General features: G+C 37.1%; 11 protein-coding genes, 1 tRNA gene and 1 CRISPR repeat array. Of the genes, 9 read left to right on the forward strand and 3 right to left on the reverse strand.

Annotated features, from left to right (window positions below):
- Positions 1-11 precede the first annotated feature (11 nt).
- The 3 genes from AAV97_RS06160 to epmB are packed head-to-tail and all read right to left on the reverse strand — an operon-like array spanning position 12 to position 5,016.
- Complete coding sequence (locus AAV97_RS06160; RefSeq protein ID WP_046760109.1) at positions 12-2,249, reverse strand: EAL domain-containing protein; 2,238 nt, start codon at positions 2,247-2,249, stop codon at positions 12-14.
- Positions 2,231-3,985, reverse strand: coding sequence for a hypothetical protein (locus AAV97_RS06165; RefSeq protein WP_046760110.1), 1,755 nt, complete (start codon positions 3,983-3,985; stop codon positions 2,231-2,233). The genes AAV97_RS06160 and AAV97_RS06165 overlap by 19 nt, the downstream gene beginning before the upstream one ends.
- Before the next feature lie 14 nt (positions 3,986-3,999).
- Complete coding sequence (gene epmB / locus AAV97_RS06170; protein WP_046760111.1) at positions 4,000-5,016, reverse strand: EF-P beta-lysylation protein EpmB; 1,017 nt, start codon at positions 5,014-5,016, stop codon at positions 4,000-4,002.
- Positions 5,017-5,420: 404 nt separating this feature from the next.
- On the opposite strand from epmB, the gene efp reads away from it, so the two are divergent.
- The 9 genes from efp to AAV97_RS06215 all read left to right on the forward strand — a co-directional run.
- Positions 5,421-5,990, forward strand: coding sequence for an elongation factor P (efp, locus tag AAV97_RS06175; RefSeq protein WP_004831207.1), 570 nt, complete (start codon positions 5,421-5,423; stop codon positions 5,988-5,990).
- 373 nt (positions 5,991-6,363) lie between these two features.
- Positions 6,364-8,466, forward strand: a complete 2,103-nt coding sequence (locus AAV97_RS06180) for a carbon starvation CstA family protein (protein WP_004831205.1) — start codon at positions 6,364-6,366, stop codon at positions 8,464-8,466.
- Positions 8,467-8,491: 25 nt separating this feature from the next.
- A complete protein-coding gene (locus tag AAV97_RS06185; protein ID WP_004831204.1) occupies positions 8,492-8,794 on the forward strand; it encodes a YbdD/YjiX family protein in 303 nt (100 codons plus the stop codon).
- Between the two features lie 690 nt (positions 8,795-9,484).
- On the forward strand, positions 9,485-10,528 hold the full coding sequence (locus AAV97_RS06190) for a 2-dehydropantoate 2-reductase (protein ID WP_046760112.1): 1,044 nt from the start codon (positions 9,485-9,487) through the stop codon (positions 10,526-10,528).
- Between the two features lie 164 nt (positions 10,529-10,692).
- Positions 10,693-11,652, forward strand: coding sequence for an AAA family ATPase (locus AAV97_RS06195; RefSeq protein ID WP_046760113.1), 960 nt, complete (start codon positions 10,693-10,695; stop codon positions 11,650-11,652).
- 13 nt (positions 11,653-11,665) lie between these two features.
- Complete coding sequence (locus AAV97_RS06200; RefSeq protein WP_046760114.1) at positions 11,666-12,574, forward strand: DUF58 domain-containing protein; 909 nt, start codon at positions 11,666-11,668, stop codon at positions 12,572-12,574.
- Positions 12,575-12,583: 9 nt separating this feature from the next.
- A complete protein-coding gene (locus AAV97_RS06205; RefSeq protein ID WP_046760115.1) occupies positions 12,584-14,599 on the forward strand; it encodes a transglutaminaseTgpA domain-containing protein in 2,016 nt (671 codons plus the stop codon).
- A gap of 44 nt (positions 14,600-14,643) precedes the next feature.
- Positions 14,644-14,720 (forward strand) — tRNA-Val (locus AAV97_RS06210).
- A 514-nt stretch (positions 14,721-15,234) separates the two neighbouring features.
- Positions 15,235-16,102: a CRISPR direct-repeat array (repeat unit 28 nt; unit sequence GTTCACTACCGTATAGGTAGCTTAGAAA).
- 1,222 nt (positions 16,103-17,324) lie between these two features.
- Positions 17,325-22,336 (forward strand): MBG domain-containing protein (locus AAV97_RS06215; protein ID WP_046760116.1); only part of this gene is annotated, 5,012 nt, incomplete at its 3' end.

Consider the following 22,336-nt stretch of genomic DNA (forward strand, 5'->3'; position numbering starts at 1 on the left):
ATAAGCATTATTTATTGATCTTGAACATCGGTTAGATGATCGAGTTTTTTCTGGAAATATTCACCTTGTAAGAATCGAACATCAACATTCCAAGCATTTGCGAATAAACTCATATCATTTAGGTTTTTAAGCAGCATTTCCACAGGTTTAATGGTTTGATACTTTTCAAGTGTCTGCTGAAATTGAGCCATGGTCGTATCACTATTTAGCTTCTGTGTGAATTTCTCATCCAGCGTTAATAAACTGACATCTAACTGTTTTAATATCGTTTCGCTGGAAATGCTTGAGCCAAAGCGACGGATTGAAATCTCAGCACCGTGGTCGCGTAGAATTGCAAATTGCTTTTGTGTCTCGAGAATACTTTTTGCAATATCTTCTTCGTCAAACTGTAGAATCAATGGATGTGATTGACGGCTGCCAACAATGGTCAGGAGTTTAGAAATAAGCTCTGGAAATTGCTTATCGTGGAATAATACATGCCGATTCAAATTAACAATTAATTTTGCTTGTGGATATTGAGTAATAAAGTTATGAAGTTGCTTGCAGGCTTCAACTAAAATCCAGCGATCAAGTTTAATAGATAGTTCAATATCGTCATCGAGTTCAATTAAATTGCTGACTTTTTTCCATTGATTTTCAAAAATAAAACCACTGGTGACTTCATAAGTATTAAGACTACTATCATGCTTATCATAAAGCTGTTGATATTTAAGCTGAATTTCACCTTTATCGAGAGATTGCATGATCTGTTCTAGGATCGGTGCATTTTTGAAAATTGGTTTGGCTTGTATATCTTGGGCAGCAGTATCTTGATGTGTTGGTGCAGGATCTGGCTGCGGCTTTGGCTCTAATTGAAGTGAGTTGCGTTCAAGTTGAAGAGGTTCTACAGGAGTTGAAGTAGGTTCAACTAAAGACAATTCAATTTTAGTATCTTGTAATGTTGCTGTTAATTGTTGTTCAGAAACAGAGCCTTTTTTGCTTAGACGATGATCATAGGCTTGTTCTAAAACATCACTAAAGTTGCTTTCATTAAAGCTATTTTGTTGAATGTTGGTATAACCAATTTTGATGCTTAATGGATAAGTCGTCCCATCAATTTCAAGTAATTGAGGTTTTTCTAAAGCTTGTAGACCATGAATACGTGACTCTAAAATGGCATCTGATTCTGCTTGTAAAATCACCGCATATAGCAGCATGTCAATTTGATAGACTGTTGTATTGGTCTGTTCTTTAATAAAACTTTTAAAGCCATCTAAATACTGAATCGCAGTTTTCCAATTGGATAACAAAATATGATCAGGACAAGCTGCAAAACTAAATAATACCAGCGCATTGGCATTGGCGGGTTGATTAATCAGCGCATATTGGATTTGTTGCAAACTGTTGACGACAGGGCTAATCGCTTTTTTGCTCGATTCGCTGGATTGAGTAGACGTTTTTTGAGAGACAGAATGCGTTTCAATGGTAATTTGAATACAATCTTCTTCATTGGAAGGAAGAAATTCAATCTTCAAAGGATTTTCAGATTTGGCATTTTTATTGAGTGTATCGATTTCAAAACGGGCTAAATCAAATTGTCCTTGGGAAATCTTTTTAAAACGTTGTTTGAAATCGTTGATATTATGAGGTTGTAAAATATCCAATAAAGGTAAGCCAATGATTTCATTCTCATCTTTTAGACCGAATAATTTTAGATACTCATCATTGGCTTGAGTGTGAATACCTTCTTGAATCAGTGCGACAGCTTTATGTTGTTCTTCCACCAAAGCTTGTGCCTGATTTTTTGCACTTTCAAGATCTGTCAATAAATGTTGCTTGCTTTGTAGTGTGCGGCTATAGGAGAGTGCTCTAATTAAACTGATATAAAAACGTTCAGTATATTCTAGGTTTACAACATCATAGATACCTTTTTGTATATATAATTGATATTGGCTATGTTGATAATCTTCAGGTTTTAGCAATAAAACAGGGATATCAATTTCCGCAGAAGCCTGAATAAGGGTGACCGCTTGCTCAATCTTAATATCATAAGCGCGACCAAAAATAATTAAATCCCACGATGTATTAAGTTGTTTTTCAAAGCTTTTTAACTCATCAAGTAAAATCGCCTGTACTTGATGATTTTTGCTTTGAAATAAACTGATAATTTCATTATAGCGAATTTGATTGTCATCAATAATAAGTAATCTAGTTTCCGAGAGTTTTAATTTTTTCGATAATAATAAATTTCTCACTTTAAAGCTTCCCATACATCTTGATTATTCAAATTGGTTGATTGGAGTTGAATGAATTGTTCAATACGATGATTTTCTTCATCATTGATCAACTCAAATTCAAACTGAACAAAACTTTGGGTAATTAACAATGTTTTCGTTAAATACACCTTAATTTCATCAGTATCTAAACGCAGATAAATTGCTTGCTGTTCTTTAAAAAAAGGTAAGTTTGGCAAAATAATTGAAGTATTTGATTCATTTAGATTTGGTACCTGTACCATGAGACATGGATGATAATTAATCGTTGAGCGATCAGCAGGAACCTTTACTGCACAAGGGTAGATGTCCTGTGCTAAAACCTCTAAACCGACTTCATAGGTTTTCTGGATTGATTGTTTAATCCAGCGGATGATTGCACCTTTCCATTTATTGTTCAGGCTTTCATTGATCAAGATAAATTCCCCCGTTCTTAGATTTCGAGGGGCTTCATTTGACCAGCGAATACGATAACCGTTGACACTAATATCGAGTACTTGTGCTTGATAAATTTGTTTGGCTTCTCGGTCCAAACTTTTAATTTGACTTAAATTAGTTCCTGTACTTGAACCTGTCGAAATAGAGGAATGAATATTTGATTCCGACTGAAAAGCATAATTGTTATTGAGGTTGAGGGTTTCATAGAAATTTTTAGCTTTAGATAGATAAAAATGTGCTGTTTGTAAACTAAAGCAGATTTGCAGTTGAGCTGAGTATTCATAACGTTCATGGCGACGCTCAATGGTTGTTCCTAATACATTTTGTACATGAAACTTTAAGGCTGCTGATAAATAAATCTGCTCATTCTTCGATAAATATTCAGTTTCTTTATGAATGGTTAAATTAATATGTTCAAGTAAATTTTGCGTGGAAATATATAAGGATGTATGAAAGTTTGCATGTTGTTTGCGGTTATAGATCGGTGGTATATCTTTAGAACCATCAACAATATAACGAGAAAGGCTGGTTTCTCTTGGTAAGATTTGGACCAATTTTACCCAGTCAAATGTACATTGATATAATGCCTGAGTTTCAGATGGGCGAATTTGATGCGTATTGAAAATATCCAACAGTAAAACTTGTGCATAGGCTTGTTGGATATTATGAATAGTAAAATGTGTACCTTGTAGCTGATTGATATTTATGCTGAATTCTTGGTTTTTAACAGCGAGCTCATATAAATGGTGTGTAGTAAGCCATTGATGGGTTAAAGGACCGCTATAAATCATTTGTTGCTGAACAAGCAACAAACCCAATTGTTCTAATGCATAAAATGTTGCCAAAGTCCGAGCAGTTTGCAAATTTCTCTTTTGTTTAAAATTGAAAAATGAGAATTTACTCGATGTTAATGTTTGATGGCTTCTTTGCACGATGTTGATGTAAACATTGGCAAAATAGGTACGAATTCTGGAAGATAAATCAATGATATGCTCAATTCGATCTGTTTGAGAAAGCCCTTGATTCAGAATACTTTTTTCTAAACTGGAGAGAATGCTTTCCGTAATCGGGTGCAACACCTGAATAAGATCAAAACGGAGCATTTCACTACAGTTTAGCTCTGCAATTTCACAAATCGCATTTAAAACAGACTCAGAAGTGTCGCCCAATTGCATGATTGAGAGCGTTGCCACCCATGCGCTCACAGAATCTACAGAGGGATTTGCAAAACTTAAACTTTCTCGTTGTAGAACCGTGATATTTTGAAAAATTTCAGAAATTTCTTTATTTATCATGAGCGTTTCAACTCTTAAAAGGTTGTGACTCCAAACAGCGGTGTTTTATTATTTTCTCCCGCAACTTCTCGAACCAGTTTTGGGACTAGATATCCAGGTAAGCTGGCTAATACATCCTTGTAGATCTGTTCAATTTTTTCTGCCCCCAAATCAAAATGATACGCACCTTTGACCTTATCTAAAACGTGTAAATAGTAAGGTAAAACTTGTGCTTCAAAAAGTCGCTGACTTAAATCAACGATTGTTTGTGCAGAATCATTCACACCTTTAAGTAAAACGGCTTGATTCAACACAAGAATATTTTGTTTTGCCAAGTGAGCAAGTTTTGAACAGGTCAAATTATCGAGTTCAGCTGGATGATTTGAGTGTACCACTAGAATCACACGTAGCCTACTGTTTTTCAATAAAGAAACTAGCTCTTCATCGATTCTTTCAGGAATAACAATAGGAACTCGTGAATGAATTCTCAAGATTTTAATTTGACTGAGAGATGCTAGACGTTCTAACCAGAGTGCCAGTTTGCGATTTGATAAGGTTAGGGGATCCCCCCCACTTAAAATCACTTCATTAATTTCTGGATGTTGCTCTAAATAGTTTTTAATATTCAGCCAATCATCGTTTTTAGGTAGATTTTCTTGATATGGAAAATGTCTACGGAAGCAATAACGGCAGTGAACTGCACAAGCACCTGTTAAGGTCAATAAAAAACGTGATCTATATTTATGTAAAACACCTGGAATTTGATTTGCCTGTTCCTCACCCAATGGATCCGTTACAAAACCTTCATGTTCTTCAAGTTCAAGATGATGGGGGAGTACCTGTAAAAGTAGGGGGTCTAACGGATTGCCTTTTTCCATTTTCGCAACAAACGCTCGAGGTACACGTAATTTAAATTGAGCAGTCGCAAGAATTGCACCAGACAATAATTGTTCTTTCGACAACGTGAGAAGTTCAAGTAATTCGAGTGGATCAGTCACTAAATCACTGAGTTGAGATTGCCAATTTTGCTCTTGATATAAATAATTTAACATGCCACGTGCGATAAATAGTCAATGGAGGAGAGAAGGGTTCAAATGTCTATTCAGATTAAATCTGTCAGATTGGACATAATAACATTGTGAGCTGTATCTAAACCTATACAGCTGATTCATTACATCGGACCGAAAGGAGAGTCAATCAGTACAAAAAAACAATGAATCGGAGATTTTACCCTCAATCTGACAGAACATGGGTAATTTTTCATTGCTTCACGACGTATTGCTCATTTAGAATACGAAAAATGTATAATACATTCTTTATTGTTGAGAGTGATCATTCTGGGTGTGTTGGCAATTCAGCGATTTTGAAGTGTTAAATAGACCCGATTACAAATCAGATGATTTGTTGATCGCATGACATTAGAGATTTAAATTAGTAAGTTTGGAGTGTGCCTTTCATGGCCTATTATTCTACAAATGATTTCAAAGCTGGCCTAAAGGTTATGCTTGATGGTAACCCATGTTCAATCATGGAAAACGAATATGTAAAACCAGGTAAAGGTCAAGCATTCAACCGTGTAAAATTACGTAACCTTAAATCTGGTAAAGTATTAGAAAAAACTTTCAAATCAGGTGATTCATTAGAAGCTGCTGACATCGTTGAAGTTGAGATGGATTACCTTTACAACGATGGTGAAATGTGGAACTTCATGGATCCTGTATCTTTCGAGCAAATTGCTGCTGATAAAGTTGCGATGGGTGATGCTGCGAAATGGTTAAAAGATGATTCAAATGAAAAATGTACGATTATGCTGTTTAATGGTGTGCCATTAACAGTAAGCCCGCCTAACTTTGTGGTGTTGAAAATCGTTGAAACTGATCCAGGTGTACGTGGTGATACTTCTGGTGGTGGTGGTAAACCAGCGAAGCTTGAAACTGGTGCTGTGGTACGTGTTCCATTATTCGTACAGCAAGAAGAAAGCGTTCGTGTAGATACCCGTACAGGTGACTACTTAGAGCGTGCTTAATCATTTTTCAATGATGATGCGAGGGATGATGAAAATCATCCCTTTTTTTGTTTTTAATTTGAGTTGAGCTAGGGGCATTGACAGTAGCGAGTTATGGATAAATTTCCGACTAAAGTCGTAGATCGACTGAGAATAATTAATAGTAGAGTCGAATAGTCGGAATATGACAAGAATGATAAAAATAACATTGTAATAGTTTAAGTCATTGTGATGTCATGCTAATAGTACATATTCAAACCAGTTTTACATCCAAAGTCTTAGATGAAAACAAAAAAATGAGGAGTAGAGTCACCAGGGAAAGAGTCACACGGAAATGCATTACGCTTTATAAAAACAATGGAACTGCTTTTTGTAATCAAGATGTGAGGTTTTAATGGAAAATATTCAGACAAAGTCATCGCCCTTATCAAAGTTGGTCTGGGTGATTGTCGCCATAATTGGTGCAGTATCTTTTGGAATACTCGCAGTCAGTAAAGGTGAGCATGTCAATGCTGTTTGGTTGGTGCTTGCTGCAGTGTGTGTGTATAGCATTGCATATCGTTTTTATAGTTTATTTATCGCCAATAAAGTTTTTGAGCTCAATCCGAGACGGTTAACCCCTGCACATCGTTTAGCTGATGGTCTGGATTATGTGCCAACCAATAAGTATGTGCTTTTTGGTCACCATTTTGCAGCAATCGCAGGCGCAGGTCCATTAGTTGGACCTATTCTTGCCGCTCAAATGGGCTACCTACCAGGAACAATTTGGCTTTTAGTCGGAGTGGTCTTGGCGGGTGCTGTTCAGGATTTCTTGGTGCTATTTATCTCAACACGTCGCGATGGACGTTCATTGGGGGAGATGGCAAAGCAAGAACTTGGCTCATTTGCTGGTGTTGTGGTGATGCTGGGTGCATTGGGGGTGATGATCATTATCCTTGCTGTACTGGCATTGGTTGTGGTTAAAGCGCTTGCACACAGTCCGTGGGGCGTATTCAGTATTGCAGCAACCATACCGATCGCCTTGTTCATGGGGGTATATATGCGTTACATCCGCCCTGGACGAATTGCAGAAGTGTCGATTATTGGCTTTGTTTTGATGATGGCTGCAATTGTGTATGGTGGTAATGTTGCTGCTGACCCTTATTGGGGACCATTCTTTACTTTAACTGGGACTCAACTGACTTGGGCACTGATCATTTACGGATTTGTAGCTTCAGTATTACCTGTTTGGTTGCTATTGGCGCCACGTGATTACTTATCAACTTTCTTAAAAATTGGTGTAATTGCAGGTTTGGCAGTAGGTATCATTGTTGCCATGCCGATGTTAAAAATGCCTTCTGTAACGCATTTTGTTGATGGTACTGGTCCTGTTTTTGCTGGATCAATGTTCCCATTCTTATTTATTACCATTGCCTGTGGTGCGATTTCAGGCTTTCATGCCTTAGTTTCTTCAGGGACTACACCTAAACTGGTAGATAACGAAGTCAATATTCGTGTTATTGGTTATGGCGGCATGCTCATGGAATCATTTGTCGCGATTATGGCAATGATTTGTGCAACTGTACTTGAGCCTGGTGTTTACTTTGCGATTAATGCGCCTGCAGCAGTATTGGGCACAACTGTAGAAAGTGCCGCAGAAGCAGTACGTAATCTTGGTTTCGTAGTGACGCCAGAAACATTAAGTCTACTGGCTAAAGAAGTAGGCGAAAGTACCATTCTTTCTCGTACTGGTGGTGCACCAACATTTGCAATTGGTATGGCACATATCATCACGGATATTTTTAATAATCGTTCGATGATGGCGTTCTGGTATCATTTTGCGATTTTATTTGAAGCATTGTTCATTTTGACTGCGGTTGATGCGGGTACGCGTGCTTGTCGTTTTATGGTTCAGGATACCGTGGGTATAGTTGTTCCTGCACTTAAAAATTCACATAACTTCTTTGGAAACATGATTGGTACAGCGGTGGCGGTTGCTGGCTGGGGCTTCTTTGTGTATCAGGGTGTTGTTGATCCGCTGGGTGGTATCAATAGCTTGTGGCCTTTATTTGGTATTGGTAACCAAATGCTCGCTGCTATGGCGCTTATTCTTGGTACGGTCATTCTATTTAAAATGAAAAAAGAAAAGTATGTGTGGGTCACGATTGTACCTACAGTTTTCTTATTCATTACTTGTATGACAGCGGGTTGGCAAAAAATCTTTCATTCAAATCCAAAGATTGGTTTCTTGGCACAAGCAGATAAATTCTCAGCGGCAATTGCTCAGGGTGAAATTTTAAAACCTGCAAAAACACTTGAAGAGATGCAAACGATTGTTTTATCGAATCAGATCAATGCAGCATTGTGTGCATTCTTTATGATTGTTGCGGTCGTAATGCTGGTTGCCGCTATTGGGGTAATTCGCCGTGCATTGGCAAGTCCAACACCAACAGTTAATGAAGCGCCAGCAGTATATGCTGACCCTGAAGAAACTGTTGTCACGTCTGCAAAGCATTAATTGACTTATAAGTGAGGTGAGTAAGATGAATCTTAAATTCGCCAAAGGTGGTAAGACGGTAATTTATAAAATCATCAAAATGACCATCATGTCGCAAAAGGATCTAATTTTTAATCCTAAGAATTGGTCAAGAATTGCAACATTATGGACACGCTTACAGCAGAGTTTTCGTTTGATGGTTGGTGTACCAGATTATCAAAACTATTTGGAACATATGAAAAAGCATCATCCTGATATGGATGCAATGGATGAGAAAACTTTTCATCGTTACTGTGTAGATGCTCGTTATCCGAGTGCTGGTGGTACGATGAAAAAGTGTCCATGCTGAGATAAGTGTCTAATCACATGGAACAGTACTTTGATGCTGTTTTGAATGGTAGTTAAAACGGTACTTCGGTGCCGTTTTTCATTGGGGAGTGATTTAGTTAAGGTATAGTCAATCTGATGAAAAATTCATACAGTAAAATATCATTTCTCTTAATTATTAAAATTAAAGCGATCAATAAATTGTTTGATGAGCCAAAGCTTGCACTGTCACGCTTTACTTCTAAAGTTTAAATTGTTTTGCGTAGGCGATACTTTACTTTTCAGAGATGAAAAGTAACGAAAATCTTTCGTTGAACAGGGATCTTGCGTTGCAAACAAAGCAGTGCTTTGTTTTTGCTCACATACCCCCGCTCAACATGGCGACATCTATGTCGCCTCACGATAGCAAGTCCATCTATGATTCAAAAGGGCGAAGTAAATGAATGATCAAAATCTTCTAGTGGGTGTAAATGTTATTGAATATCAATGATTGATCGCAAAATACTTGTATGAATTATTAGACGGTTTAACTATATTCGCTATCATTTTTATTCCGTGGGCTTAGGTAAATTGTGATTGCAAAGCGTTATTGTAAATTGCCATGAAATAAACATTATGAATTGTCGGATAGCGGACAGTTCATTTCGCTTATCTCAGATAAAATGTTGAATCAGAAAAATGACAGAAATATATTGGTTAAAGGGATGTTGAGATGAAGATTTGTATTTATGGTGCGGGAAGTATTGGGTGTTATATTGGTGGTCGATTGGCTGCATCAGGTGTAGACGTTACATTTATGACCCGTCCACGCATGTATGATGAATTATCCAAATCTGGTTTGAAACTTACGGATTATTTAGGGAATAACTTATCTATACCTGCAAATGAACTAAAATTATCACAAGATCCGAGTATTGCTTTAGATGCTGATATTATTTTTGTCTGTGTTAAATCAGCGGCAACTGAACAAGTCGCCAAAGCGCTTCAGAAAATATTCGTTCAAAGTAATGCTGGTCTTAAGCACAGACCTTATATCCTGAGCTTTCAAAATGGATTAAGTAATGTTGCTGTACTTAAACAGTTTTTACCAGATATGACAATCTTAGCGGGGATGGTTCCTTTTAATGTGGCTGCCTTGGGATCTGGACATTTTCATCAAGGTACATCAGGGGCAATTCATGTCAAAAAATTTTCCAAACAACAAGATTTAGCCCAACTTTTTCAGAAATCGCAATTAGATATTGTATTTGATCAGGACATGCTTGCTGTGCAGTGGGCAAAAATTTTACTTAACTTAAATAATTCTATTAATGCCTTATCAAAATTACCTTTAAAAGCACAATTATCGAATCAGCAATATCGTCAATGTCTCGCAATGGCGCAACAAGAAGCACTTGATTTACTGGATTTGGCGCAGATCAAGCCTGCAAAGTTGACTGCAATTTCTGCACATTTGCTTCCTAAAATCATGAGTCTGCCGAATATTTTATTTAAAATATTAAGTCGTAAAATGCTGAAAATTGATCCGTTGGCACGTTCGTCTATGCAAGATGATTTGATTGCAGGGCGAAGCACTGAAGTTGATTGGATTAACGGTGAGGTGGTGAAGTTAGCACATCGACTCAACACCCAAGCACCCATCAATCAATTGCTCATTGAATTGATTAAGCAAGCTGAGGTTTCAGATATTGAATTTTCAATGAGTGCAGATGATTTAAAATCAAGATTAAACCATGCTCAAAATAGATTTGTATGAACACATAATTTAGACCCTAAATTGATCTTTAAAGAATGATAAGAATCGGTTTTTAGTCAAAATGAACCAAGTGGTGAAATTCATGAATTGTTGCACTTTGAGTATCCCTTAAAAACGTGTATGTTAATCAAATTACTTAAAAAATTACGATTGGGGAAAATAAGGTGATTTGGGGAACAACACAAGGAAATACACTGCAACAGAATTCCGAATTAAGTGATTTAGACTTATCACGTTATTATCCGAAGGTTGATGAGTTCTTGGTGCAAATTAACCAAATCATTTTAGATAAACAGCAACAAACAAAACTTGCCTTGTGTAGTTTATTGGCTGGAGGGCATTTGCTCTTTGAAGATTTGCCAGGCTTAGGTAAAACGACTTTAGCCAGCAGTTTGTCTCGTTTAGCAGGGCTTGATTTTCAACGAATTCAATTTACCAATGATATGCTGGCCAGTGATGTGATTGGGATTAATATGTTTAATCAAAAAGAACATCAATTTGAATTTAAGTATGGACCTATTTTCACTCAAATATTACTTGCGGATGAAATCAATCGTTGTAGTCCAAAAACCCAAAGTGCATTGTTGGAAGCAATGGAAGAGGGTAATGTCACAGTGGATGGTGTCCGTTATACACTGCCACAGCCATTTTGGGTGATTGCAACACAAAACCCACTTTTTCAAAGTGGTACATATAGCCTACCTGAATCTCAGTTAGACCGCTTTCTAATGCGGTTATCCCTGGGTTATCCATCACGTTCAGCAGAAAAATTACTTTTACAACAGCATTCTCGTCATGACTTAATTGAAAATTTACAATCCATTTTTAAGCAAGAAGAGATTCTGCAATTACAATGTATAGTCAACAACATTGCAATTAATGATTTGGTTTTTGATTATATACTTGATTTAGCTGAAGAAACCAGAAAAGGACGTCATGGGTTGTCTACGCGTGGTGTATTGGCATTGAAAAAGGCTGCTCAAGCGCATGCATTTATTGAAAAAAGATCATTTGTAATTGCAGATGATGTACAAGCCGTATTTGTTGCAGTTACTTCGCATCGTATAGGATTAGGCGAGTCTGAAACTTTAGCTTTGATGCAAAAAGTTCCTGTTCAAGGTTAATTGGGATTTGACCATGTTTGCTAAAAGATTCGTGCAATGGTTGCATCAAAGATTTCGTTATACAGGTATACGCACACTCAAACAAAATGAAGTTTTAGTATTCATATATCAACAAGGCTTCCTCTATCTTGTGCTTATTTTGATCACATTTATTGCGGGAATTAACTATGCAAATAACTTAATTTTAGGTTTTTGCTTTTTAATAAGTGCCATCTTGTGTATTAGTTTTTATTTGAGTTTTAAACAATTGCATGGTGTGACAATAGAAGTCATTGTTGATGAAGTTGGTAAGGTTAATGAAGCTTTTAAAGTCACCGTGATTTTGCAACAACATCGCGCAAGCCCGAAGTTTTTAAATTTTAAATTCGATGATCAATTACTACCTTTTTTATTTCAGGATAAACAACAGCGTGTTGAATTAAATTTTATCCCGCAAAAGCGTGGCAAATTTTCAATTCCTCCAATTCAGATTTATTCAACTTATCCACTAGGCTTAGTCCGAGCATGGACATACATTTATCTGACCCATGATTATTGGATAGCCCCTGAAGCAAAGTCTGGTGTGCAATATTCACATATTCAGGCGAATACGGGTCAACCTGATTTGGACGAGTTTAAAGAGTTAAGAAATTTTAAAATTGGTGATTCATTACAAAGTATTTCATGGAAGCAGGCTGCTCGAGGACAAGGACTTTTTGTGAAGCAGTTTGAAGATTTACTCGATACCCATGCTATGCAAATTGAATATGCAAAAATGCCCAGTGCAGAGCATGAAGAAAAACTCAGTTTAATGATGGAGTTGGTTGACCGTTGCGAACAACTACAATCACCTTATTGCATTATTTTACCGCATGCTCAGACTGAAAATGGTGTAGGGGAGCAGCATTATATTCATATCAAAACTTTGTTGGCACAAGCTTGAGGAGTGGGTATGAATAGATCAATTCAAGTTTCAATTTTAGTTGTCTTAAGTTTGATTTGGTTGGCACAGCTTGCTTATATGCCAATTGCCTTGTCGATATTGTTTTTAATCAATATTTTGGGTTTAGGATGGTATTATCAGAAAATCAATGTTCATGAAAAGTTCAATGTTCCTCGATTTTTGTTGCAAGCGCCGAAGCTATTATTTGCATTTTTTGCCTTATTAATTATCTATCTACACACTCAAACATTTTTAGGCGTAGAAGCTGGAACTGCCGTACTTTCTACATTCTTATTTGCCAAAGCATTTGAAACCAAGTCTAAACGTGACTTTATTATCCTGTTTAATTTTGCTTTGTTTGTGAGTGCAAGTTTATTTTTACACAGCCAATCTTTTTTAATGGCTGTTTTAGTATTGTGCTGCTTAATCAGTTGCTTGGTTGGATTGTACCGCGTACAGACAGCCAATTTTGAAATTAAACAGCCTGTTTTACAATCTCTTAAAAATGACTCATTCCATATCGTTAAGTTTATTGGTTTGGCTTCACCCTTTTTTATTTTACTATTTTTGTTTTTTCCACGCTTGCCTCCACTTTGGCAAATTCCGATTCCCAATAATCAAGCGGTGACAGGATTGAGTGATCGGATGTCTCCTGGAGATATTGCATCATTGTCGCAATCGAGTGCTTTGGCTTTTCGAATTATTGGAGACATGAAACAGTTTCCAAGCCGCAATGAGTTATATTGGCGAGCGATGGTATTGGATCGTTATGATGGTACAACTTGGACAAGTGATTTAAGCAATAAGCAGAGTAAATCTTATTCCAAAATAACGGGGCAAGTGGATGGTTTTCATTATCAGTATTTAGCCAGTGATCCAAGTCAGCAGTGGATCACGGGTTTAGAAAAATCTATACCGATAGAACAACGTTTTGAACTACATCAAGACTGGTCTATTACACCGAAACGGCTTGTACAACGGGTACAACCCATCGAATTGCAATGGATTGGTCAGCGTATACAGGATGTTCAAGCACCAGCGTTTGAACAATTGATGCTTAAAAATAATCTAAAATATCCTAAAAATCGTGATCTACAAGCGCAGAAGTTTGCAGTGAGTATGTTTCGTCAAAGCCAAGAAAACCCTGATATCTATATTCAAAATATTTTAAACTGGTATAAAAAAGAGAATTTTGTTTACACGCTGGCTCCGGGGAAATTGGGGAATCACCGAATTGATGAGTTTTTATTTCAATCAAAACAGGGTTTTTGTGAACACTATGCTTCAAGCTTTGTTTTGCTTATGCGTTATGTCGGAATACCTGCTAGGGTTGTCACAGGTTATCAGGGCGGAGAACTTGCACCTGACGGAAAAAGTTGGGAAGTACGTCAGTTAGATGCTCATGCATGGACAGAAGTGTATCAACAAGGACAATGGCGTCGAATTGATCCTACAGCCATCATTGCGCCGATGCGAATAGATCAGGGAATGCAAACGACCATAGATGGCAATGCAGCGATTTTTGGGGATGCAGCTTATTCAAATTTACGTTTTCAGCATTCATCCGTATTGAGAACATTAAGAGTCTGGAGTGACTACGCAAGTTTTCAATGGCAAAGCAAAGTCGTGGGTTATGATGCGGAAAAGCAAAGTGGGTGGATGAAAAAACTGGGGCTCACTTCAGTCTATAGTTATGGACTAGTTTTAATTTTTGGAATCATTGGATTGTTACTGATTTACTGGGGAGTGACAAAACTTTTTCGAGTGCGTCAGATGTCTGAACTTGAGCGCTTGGTTTTTAAATTTAATCAGCAGTTACCTGAGCTAAATCAAAAAGCACAATTTGAAACTTTTCAACAATGGATGTCTCGTTTAGCAAGTCAGGTTGAAGAAAAAAGTTCCTTTGAACAGGCAAATCAAGTTTTTCAAAAAATCACGTATTTAGCTAATGAAAATCAACAAGATATTCAAAAAATTAAGAAATTGCTTAAAGAGTGTTCGAATGCGTTAAAAGCTAAAAAATAAGTCTTGTCATATTGCTGAAAAATGAATAATATTCTCAGCACTTCAGGTGTATAGCTCAGTTGGTTAGAGCGCTACGTTGACATCGTAGAGGTCTCCAGTTCGAGTCTGGATATACCTACCAAGATTTAGATGTATATGTAATAAGGGATTTAAGCGAAATCAGTAGCTTAAAGCCCTTTTTTTATGCGTATAATAATATGTGATAATATCAGCCTACTAGGTTTAAATGGTGAAATTAGCCGATCTAGCCGAATAATTTACGTCAAGATTACGTCAAGCTTTTGAGTTTAAGATAATGAAAATACCAAAACCGATTAAACGTGGTGAAGTTTGTTTTACTAAGAAAATAATGAAATGTAAGATTTCTTCATTTTCTAATGATAAATTAAATGAGTGGCATTAAAAACATGTGTGAATATTGGAAAATCTTTTAGTGATAAGATAAAAGTAGCTGATTTAGAGTATATAGGCTTAATTAATCAAACAAATATTCTAAAATTTTACCCCAATATTTTTTAACTCTTTAACAACTGAATAAAATCAATAAGTTATAATTGTAAGTAAAAACTTGGGTCATTTGATGATTTTTAGGTTTAACTTACTGTTATTATTTTATTTTTTGTTTTAAAATTATAGTTCACTACCGTATAGGTAGCTTAGAAACCGAAGATAACCAAACAGTGGATTGGGTAGAAGTTCACTACCGTATAGGTAGCTTAGAAAAGTAAGGTTGAAATGAGAAATTGCCACCAAAAGTTCACTACCGTATAGGTAGCTTAGAAAATCATTTCCCCATGAAATGAAATTCTCATACTGTTCACTACCGTATAGGTAGCTTAGAAAAATAGTTACCAGTAATGCTAATCTTAAATTGCGTTCACTACCGTATAGGTAGCTTAGAAAACATCGAAGCGGGGCATAGCTCGCATATCGTTGTTCACTACCGTATAGGTAGCTTAGAAAAAAAAATGCTATAGAGGAATCGGATATGAGCAGTTCACTACCGTATAGGTAGCTTAGAAACCCTGATTTTATTTCTTTTTCACAAGAGCAATGTTCACTACCGTATAGGTAGCTTAGAAATTTTGAGGTGCAGCATAGATAATTTGAAATTGGTTCACTACCGTATAGGTAGCTTAGAAAATATTCATCATATCCAGTAACACGATATTTTTGTTCACTACCGTATAGGTAGCTTAGAAACCGACAATACTGATTAAACAGAATCCAGCAATGTTCACTACCGTATAGGTAGCTTAGAAATTTTGGAGTTGTAACGTCGGGAACAATACTGCGTTCACTACCGTATAGGTAGCTTAGAAAAGAAGCACAGGCAATGTATATCAAAGCGCGAGGTTCACTACCGTATAGGTCGTTTAGAAATTTCAATAAATAACAACGATCAAAACAATAAAGTTCACTACCGTATAGGTAGCTTAGAAAATTCATGGCATCGGTTGAAGTTTCAGATACATGTTCACTACCGTAGAGGTAGCTTAGAAAAAGATTTCTTCATTCGTAATTTGAATTGTTCAAAATTTGATTTATATTCATTTCTGTTTTATTATTTGCTTGGAGACGCCGAGTAGCGGTAACTACCCGACGCATTCTGTTAGTGAGCTGATTGAGAAATCAACAACAATAACAGGATGACAACGATGATTAGACAAAAGCGCATCGTAAACCTCCAAGGATTAATGTAACGAAACACCGTTACAGGTCACCCTAGCCCCAATGACTAGGGCAGGTTACTGTAACACAACAAAAAGCGCCCATGGGCGCTTTTTGTTGTTTAAAGAGATGAGGTTAACTACATCCTGTTCAGCGTTTGATTTCTTCTTCAATTACCATATTCACTTTCAATTCAGCGCGATCATTTATTTTATCTGTTTTGTACACTGAGAGACTTCAAGAGAACACCTGTTGTATAACTTGATCATTCTCTAACAAGCATTCACTACCGTATAGGTAGCTTAGAAAATTGTGGTAAAAATTAACTTAAATTTGATTTTGTTCACTACCACACAGGTAGCTTAGAAAATGTCAACACATGTATTACTGAAAGTCTAAGAGTTCACTACCGTATAAGTCATTTGTACGTGCTAAATAGAATGTTTATTTTTACTTGATTATTTAGATAATATTTATAAATGCTGTTAATCGCTTTTTTATTCCGACATCCCCTAGAAAACTGTTTTGTTTAACAGGATAATCAGCTTTTTTTATTTATCTCAATTTCAATAAATGGGCTAGGCAAGATCTTTTATATTCAAAGTTGATAATAGATAGGTAATTTCCTTATTGCCCCAGAAAAAACTAAATGAATAAATCTCATCTTTTTATTGAATAGGCGTGTTTATAGGACTGAAAAATTACTTGATTATTAACTTAAAAATAAAATGGTTACGTAACTTTTTTATAATTTCACAGCAACTAATAAACGCAGTACCTAAATAGCAAATTTTTGCTTCAATTGGCTGATTCATTTTGCTTGCTTATACAATTTTTGGATTTTTAAAAAATTGAATTGAGACGAAATTGATATTCTCTATGATTTTCTAAAGTGTGACAATTTTTTAATATTTAAATATAAGCTAAAAAATTGTCTCACTTTGATAAAAAGTAATTCAATGATTTGTTTAGAAAAATTTATAAAAGTCTATTTTTTTTATGCGTGCTTATGTTTAAATGGTTAATTTGCGTACAATACCATTTGGACATACTTATGAATAAAATTTACAAAGTTATTTGGAATAAAAAAATTGGCTGTTGGCAAGCTGTCTCAGAACTGGCAAAAAACCACAGTCCTTCACAAAGTAAAGTGAATGATCAAAATAAAATAATCGGAATTGCTGAAAAAGTATCAGCTTTGCTTTTATTTGGATTAGCCTTACTACCCTTATCTGTACATGCAGCGATTTCAAATATCGAATTACCAACAGGCGCTCAGATTAATTCGGGTTCGGCAACGATTTCTCAAAATGGGCATACCCTGAATATTAATCAAAGCAGTCAAACACTGAGCACCAATTGGAACAGCTTTAACATTGGTCAAAATGCGACAGTCAATTTTAACCAAAATAATGCATCTTCAGTCGCAATTAACCATATATTAGACAGTAACGCTTCGCAAATTATGGGGCGTTTAAATGCCAATGGTCAGGTGTTTTTGCTCAATCCGAATGGTGTGGTTTTCTCTAAAACCGCTCAAGTGAATGTTGGGGGATTGGTTGCTTCAACGTTAGCACTCACGGACCATGATATTCAAAATGGTCAATTCACTTTAAAAGGTGATGCCAATAGTCATGCAAGTATAGAAAATTATGGCACTATTCAAACTTTAAAAGGTGGAACAGTCGCGTTAATTGCGCCGAATGTTAAAAATACAGGTTCTATTACCACACCGAATGGGACTACGCACTTAACATCCGCTAGTCAAGTCACCCTTGCTTTACAAGATGGTTCATTGACCCAGTACCAAGTGGATCAAGGGGTTCTTAAAGGTTTGGTGGACAATGGAGGAGCAATTCTTGCTGATAATGGCGCAGTCTATTTAACTGCAAAAGCCAAAGACAGTTTAAGTAAAGCTGTGGTAAATCATTTAGGTATCATTGAAGCCAACCGTTTAAGTCAAAATGCCAAAGGCGAAATTATTCTACTGGGTGATATGCAAGCAGGCATGACGAGTGTCAGTGGTGTACTGAAAGCCGAAGGAAAAAATGGTCAAGATGGTGGGTTTATCGAAACCTCGGCAGCCGATGTCAGGATTGATCAAAGTACGGCTGTCTCCACTCGATCAGACAGCGCAAAAACAGGAACTTGGTTGATCGATCCAACAGATTTTAACATCAATGCGGGCAATGCCACACAAAGTAGTAGTGGGATTGGGGCAAAGACCTTAGCCAATAATCTTGCCAGCAATAATGTCACCTTACAAACCAGCGATACAGGTAGTCAAAAGGGTGATATCAATGTTAATGCGAGTGTGACTTGGGATAGTGCGAACAGCCTGACCTTAAATGCACACAATGACATCAATATCAATGCGGACATTACTGCGACCAACAGCGATGCCAAGCTGCATTTGATTTATGGGCAAGATACTGCCAATAGTAGCGCCAATTATTATTTAAAAAATGGTGCCAAAGTCAACTTACAAGCAGGTCAGAATTTTAGTACCCAAAAGGGAACCGATGCCACCATTAACTATCAAGTCATTACCTCTTTGGGGGTGGAAGGTTCAACCACAGGAACAGACTTACAAGGTATGAATGGAAACCTGAGTGGTAACTATGTTCTAGGTGCAAATATAGATGCTACTAGTGCATGGAACTGGAATGGTTATGGCGGGTTTCAACCAATCGGAGATTTAAATAATCCCTTTACAGGGCAACTGGATGGTTTGGGACATATAATTGATACTCTTCGAATGTATCGACCTAAACAGGATTATATTGGTTTAATTGGTTATGCCAACAATGCACAAATTCGTAATATTGGACTTTTAGGAGGGGGGCGTACTGGGAGAAATTATGTTGGTGGCATGGTTGGTCATCTGGTGGGTGGTAGTTTAAAGAATGTTTATTCGCTCGATAACGTTGAAGGAATGAATTATGTAGGTGGTTTAGTTGGTGTTAATTCAGGTAATATTGATAACGCTTATGCAACTGGTCTTATTGCAGGGGAGCGTGCTGTCGGTGGGTTAGTCGGTGAAAACAATAAAAATATTAAAAACGCCTATACGACTGGCGCTGTTTCAGGAAAAAAACAAGATGTTGGTGGTTTGATTGGTATTAATCGGGGAAATGTTAATAATACATATGCGACAGGTATGGTATCTGCTCCAAGTTCTGTAGGGGGATTGATTGGTACGAATCTATCGGGTACGGTTCAAAATAGTTATTGGAACATTGAAACTACAGGGCAAAACAGCAGTGCCGCAGGACAAGGTTTAAACACCTTGCAAATGTTTCAAAAAGACAATATGCAAGGTTTTGACTTTGACGCAACTTGGGGCAATGCCAATAATCAAACCACGCCTTATTTAAAGCATTTAAGTGGTAACCAAGTTTTTAATAAAAATGATTTACCCACAGGTACAATAACGACCACAAATCGACCTGAACTTTATTCAGCGATTCTGACTTTAAATCAATTGCAAGATATCGCTAAATACCCAATTGGAAAGTTTTTGATTGGAAATAATATCGATGCTTCAGAGACTGTAGACTGGAATGGAGGGGCAGGATTTAAACCAATTGGAGAGTATGGTGGTGGATCTTCTTTCTTTGGAGTATTGGATGGTTTAGGACATACGATTAATAAGCTCACCATTAATCGCCCAGATACAAATTTTGTGGGCTTAATTGGTGCAGGTGCAAATACGACGATAAAGAATTTAGGTATTGTCGATGCCAATATTTCGGGTCGATTGTCTTCGGGTATTTTGGCGGGTTATTTATATGGTGATAATAATCAAATCAGTAATGTCTATACCACAGGAACATTTAGTGGCTGTAGTGCAGGTTTTTGTGGCGGGATCGTTGGTGTTTTGACTGGTACGGAAAACAAACTATCCAACAGTTTTTCCAGTGTCAATATCAATACAAAATGGTCTGAATATGGGGCTGTTGGTGGCCTGGTTGGTAGTGTTGGTGAAAAAGACAAAGTCACAATAGAGAATAGTTACTATACAGGAAATATTAACAGTTTAGCGGATAATGTCGGTGGCATTCTAGGAGGATTCTATGATGATACAGTATTAAATATAGATAATACCTATGTCACAGGAACGATCCAAGGAAAATCTAATGCTGGAAATATCGTGGGTAAAGGTAGTAATACCACCAATATAAACAATAGTTTTTGGAACCAAGACACGACTGGACAAAGCCTTGCCATTGGCAATAGTCAAGGGAGTCTTGTAAATACCTTAGGTTTAACAACAACCCAAATGCAAGACTTGAACACCTTTAAAAATGCAGGTTGGGATGTCGATGACGCAGGGGGTACTGGAAAAGTTTGGCGGATATATGCAGGGCAAACGACACCATTCTTAAGAAGCTTTTTAACTCAGTTTGATTTAAATACACTGGACGCCACTACGACCTATAACGGAAAAAATCAGACTTTAACTGATGTACTTGGTTTGGATGGTAGTAAAATTTTTGGTGGTGCTGTTGGAGGCTATCGTAATGCTGGAACTTATGAGGATGCTTATTACTCTACTCAGCACGGTTACGATCTGATCGGTGCAAATAATACAGCAAGTGATGCAGTTTTAAAAATCAACCAAGCCAAACTAGATATCAATGCTGTAACTGATACGCGTGTATACGATGGAACAAAACAATCAACGGCTACGGTTGAGATCATCGGTGTACAAACAGGTGATAGCGTTACCGCAAAGCAGGTATTTGCGAGTCAAAATGCTGGAACACATCGTTTAGATATCGATGATATCGTTATTCAAGATGGGAACAATGGTAACAACTATGAAGTAGTGACCAATGCTACGACTGGAACGATTGATAAAGCCAAAGCTACGGTGACAGCGAATAGTTTAAACACTGTATATAACGGACAAGATCAAACAGCATCAGGCTTTACAGCAAGTGGTTTGGTGAATGGTGAAACTGAAACTGTGCTTTCAGGTGTGACGGCTACTGTTTCTGCTAAAGATGCAGGCAGTTATACGAACAAAGCCAATGGTGTCGATAAAAACTATGACTTAACATTTGTCGATGGTGCCTTGGATATTGCCAAAGCCAAAGCAACAGTAACCGCCAATAGTTTAAACACGACCTATAATGGTAAAGATCAAACAGCATCAGGCTTTACAGCAAATGGTTTAGTCAATGGTGAAGATAGTTCGGTATTGACGGGTGTCACTGCATCAGTCATTGCGAAAGACGCAGGCAGTTATGCGAACAAAGCCAATGGTGTCGATAAAAACTATGACTTAACCTTTGTTGATGGGGCTTTAGACATTGCTAAAGCCAAAGCGACGCTGACTGCAAATAGTTTAAACACTGTATATAACGGGCAAGATCAAACAGCATCAGGCTTTACAGCAAATGGTTTGGTCAATGGTGAAACTGAAACTGTACTTACAGGTGTGACGGCTACTGTTTCTGCTAAAGATGCAGGCAGTTATGCAAATAAAGCCAATGGTGTCGATAAAAACTATGACTTAACATTTGTTGATGGTGCCTTGGATATCGCCAAAGCCAAAGCAACAGTAACTGCGAATAGTTTAAACACTGTATATAACGGTAAAGATCAAACAGCATCAGGCTTTACAGCAAGTGGTTTGGTGAATGGTGAAACTGAAACTGTGCTTTCAGGTGTGACGGCTACTGTTTCTGCTAAAGATGCAGGCAGTTATACGAACAAAGCCAATGGTGTCGATAAAAACTATGACTTAACATTTGTCGATGGTGCCTTGGATATTGCCAAAGCCAAAGCAACAGTAACCGCCAATAGTTTAAACACGACCTATAATGGTAAAGATCAAACAGCATCAGGCTTTACAGCAAATGGTTTAGTCAATGGTGAAGATAGTTCGGTATTGACGGGTGTCACTGCATCAGTCATTGCGAAAGACGCAGGCAGTTATGCGAACAAAGCCAATGGTTTCGATAAAAACTATGACTTAACCTTTGTTGATGGGGCTTTAGACATTGCTAAAGCCAAAGCGACGCTGACTGCAAATAGTTTAAACACTGTATATAACGG

This window comes from Acinetobacter sp. Ag2 (genome assembly GCF_001005515.1).
Lineage (GTDB): Bacteria > Pseudomonadota > Gammaproteobacteria > Pseudomonadales > Moraxellaceae > Acinetobacter > Acinetobacter bereziniae.